The sequence below is a fragment of the Microcoleus sp. PH2017_34_RAT_O_A genome (assembly GCF_020737885.1).
GTDB lineage: Bacteria > Cyanobacteriota > Cyanobacteriia > Cyanobacteriales > Microcoleaceae > Microcoleus.
Genome location: NZ_JAEQDD010000189.1, coordinates 1 through 3,242, shown reverse-complemented (window position 1 = coordinate 3,242; position 3,242 = coordinate 1). Strand labels below are relative to the sequence as shown.

Sequence of the window (3,242 nt, the reverse complement as noted above, 5' to 3'; positions counted from 1 at the left end):
CCAGATAAATCGTCTGCCCAATCTTCACAAATGGTTTGTGGAAATTTTCGCTAAACCCACATAGCTATTGGATCATTCTTTTTGTGGAGGCCTCTTAATTAATGCTAAGTCTGTCAACCCATGTCCGCCAAATTGTAACAATTCATTAAGGAAAATTAATAATCACCATGCTACAAGAACAAGATTTACAACATTTTTTAGATTCAGTCCCCCAGCTCGCAATTAAACCACCAGCATCCCCTGTAGAACCCAACAGCGCACCGATCGATCTATCACCTTTAGATCGATCGATCGATCGCCATCCCCTGACAGTGGCTCCAGAAACACCGATCGCCGAAGTCTTGGCTCTCATGAACCCGATGCGCGTCTCCTGTCAGCTTTGTAGCGAAAAACAAAAGAGTCTTAAGAACACGGCCAAGCGCAGTTGTGTCATAGTCGTGGAGGACGATCGCCCGATCGGCATTTTTACAGAACGGGATATCGTTAAGTTAACTACTCTGGTAAATTGTGCGATCGGACTGACAATTGCTGAGGTAATGACTCACTCGCCCATTACCCTCAAACAATCCGAGTCTCAAGATATTTTCACCGCTATATTCACCTTGCGCCAGCACTCCATCCGGCACTTACCCGTAGTCGATGAGGACTCGCGACTTGTCGGAATCATCACCCGCGAAGCCATTCACGAAGCCCTACAACCAGTGAACTTGCTAGCAAATTTGCGCTGTGCGGGAGATGTCATGACAAAAGAAGTCATTTGTGCCCCAAAGACTGCCTCAGCCCTCGAATTAGCCCAGCTCATGGTCAAAAATCGATCCCATTGCGTCGTCATTGTCGAAGACCAAATTCAGCATCCACAGCGGATCGTACCAATAGAAAAGTATCAAATCCCGATCGGCATTGTCACCGAGCGCGACATCGTGCAGTTTCACGCCCTCGAATTAAACCTCTCGGAAATCTCAGCGGCTGATGCCATGAGTGCGCCTTTATTTTCCATATCTGCCACCGATTCCCTCTTCCGCGCCCACCAGGAAATGCAGCGCCATTGCGTCTGCCGTTTGGTAGTAGTTGGCAGTCACGGAGAGCTTTTGGGTGTTGTTTCTCTGACAAGTTTGCCGCAAGTTTTTAACCAATCTGAGATGTACGGGACGATCGAGCTTTTGCAGCAAGCAGTAGACGATAGAGCCGCCCAATTGCAGAAAACCAACGAACTTTTACAGCAAGAAATTTTAGAGCGGCAGCGCGCCCAAGAAGCCCTGCACCAAGCTCACGAAGACTTAAAAAAACAAGTTGAAGAGCGCACCGCCCAACTTTTAGAATCAAATAAATTATTAAGACGGGATATTATCAAGCGCCAGCGAGTAGAAGAAGTGCTGCGGAAAAAGCAAACCTGCTTGAAAAATCAAGCAGAGCAATTAGAGCAAACAGTGCGGAAATTGCAGCAAACTCAAACTCAATTAGTCCACACCGAAAAAATGTCTTCTTTGGGACAAATGATTGCCGGTATCGCCCACGAAATTAACAATCCGGTTAATTTCATCTACGGCAATCTTTCCCACACGAGTCATTACATCAAAGAATTAATTCAACTATTAGAACTTTACCAGCAGCACTATCCCGAACCAGTCTCGGAAATTAGGGAAGCAGCAGCAGATATGGAAATCGATTTTTTGGTGGAAGACTTATCTAAGATCGTGTCTTCGATGCAAGTTGGCACCGATCGCATCCGCCAAATAGTCCTGTCAATGCGAAATTTTTCGCGATCGGATCGAACTAGCGTCAAATTCGTTGACATTCACGAGGGACTCGACAGCACTTTGTTGATTTTGCAGCACAGGCTCAAAGCTCACGGCGGACATCCAGGTATTCAAATTATTAAGGAATACGGCAATTTGCCCAGCGTCGAGTGCTGTGGAGGTCAGATCAATCAAGTGTTTATGAATATTATCGGCAATGCTATTGATGCTTTGGATGAAGCAATCCAGAAGGGCCAATGGAGAAAGGGAAATGGGAAAAATCCACCGCCGTTAATTCCTAGTTCTCCATTGACTCTTCCCGCAATTACAATTCGCACTGAAGTTGTTGCTGGCGATGTTGTAGCGATCCGCATTTCCGACAACGGCGGGGGCATACCGGATGAGATTTGCAGGCAACTATTTGACCCGTTTTTTACTACCAAACCAGTAGGTAAGGGGACTGGGCTGGGGCTGTCTATTTCCTATCATTTAGTTGTGGAACAGCATGGGGGGCGGCTGGAGTGCGTTTCGGAAGTTGGACTGGGGACTGAGTTTGCGATCGAGATTCCGATCGTCAGAAGGCAGTTGACAGCGGACAGTTGACAGTTGGCTGTTGGCTGTTGGCAGTTGGCAGTTGGCAGTTGGTAGGGGCGGTGTATCTCAGTTTTGCATTTGTAGTGCTGTCGGGAGCTCGCGTATTTTACAATACGCGAGCTCTTAAGCTCGCACTGTAAAAAAAATGCTTTTTGCAAAAATGCTCCCGGTAGGGGCGGTGCCCCTGTGCCCGCCCTCAGTTGACAGTTGTCAGATTTTCGGCACTCCGACACTCTCCCCAAATCTCCCACTCGGAGACTCTCGCCCTCGCCCGTCGCCGCTCAATTACTAAAAATTCACAATTTTTTACACAACACTCAAAACCGCAGCAAAATCACTCTTTCCTAATCTAAAATCTCAAATCTCAAATCCAAAATCGTCTAATTTTGGCATCCCAGGCCCAATTAACCCAACTTACTTTCCGCTTTGCCTCATCCACTAGCGCCTTTGTTCCCCCTCCACTTACCCCACAAGCCATCAACTGCACCCATCCTAGCCCCAAACCCAAAGACCGAGATTATTTGAGAAGTTAATTTTTGTTTTGTTTTTGTACCTCTTTTTATTAAGAAAGTATTCTAAAACTTAAATAAAATCTAAAATATTTATAAAAATAGATTTGTAAATCAAAAAACCAGCTAAGATGCCCAAAGATGCAAAATAAATAGAATTACTAGCATTTTCATTTCGAGAGCCCCTTTCTTTTCCTCGTAAGTTAGCTAATAATGCTTTCAACGAGCTTTCCGCACAGCAACTCCAAACTAGACAAGAATGGGATTGCGGTAAGGGCATTGGAGGAAAGGTTATTGCATTGGGGCTATCCGCTAAACACTGGACAAAAGTGGACGAGATAGCCAGTCTAAGTCTTTAACTAGGCTACGTTAGTAAGGTCACGACACCTACGAGTGCTTTCCA

At 45.8% G+C, this 3,242-nt stretch carries 2 protein-coding genes; both read left to right on the top strand.

The window, feature by feature from the left end; all coding sequences use genetic code 11:
• The first annotated feature begins 167 nt into the window (after nt 1-167).
• Nucleotides 168-2,339, top strand: coding sequence for a CBS domain-containing protein (locus tag JGK11_RS32565; protein ID WP_293178253.1), 2,172 nt, complete (start codon nt 168-170; stop codon nt 2,337-2,339).
• Nucleotides 2,336-2,470 (top strand): hypothetical protein, encoded by a 135-nt coding sequence (locus JGK11_RS32560; protein ID WP_293214482.1) that lies wholly within the window; start codon nt 2,336-2,338, stop codon nt 2,468-2,470. The genes JGK11_RS32565 and JGK11_RS32560 overlap by 4 nt, the downstream gene beginning before the upstream one ends.
• The last annotated feature ends 772 nt before the right edge of the window (nt 2,471-3,242 follow it).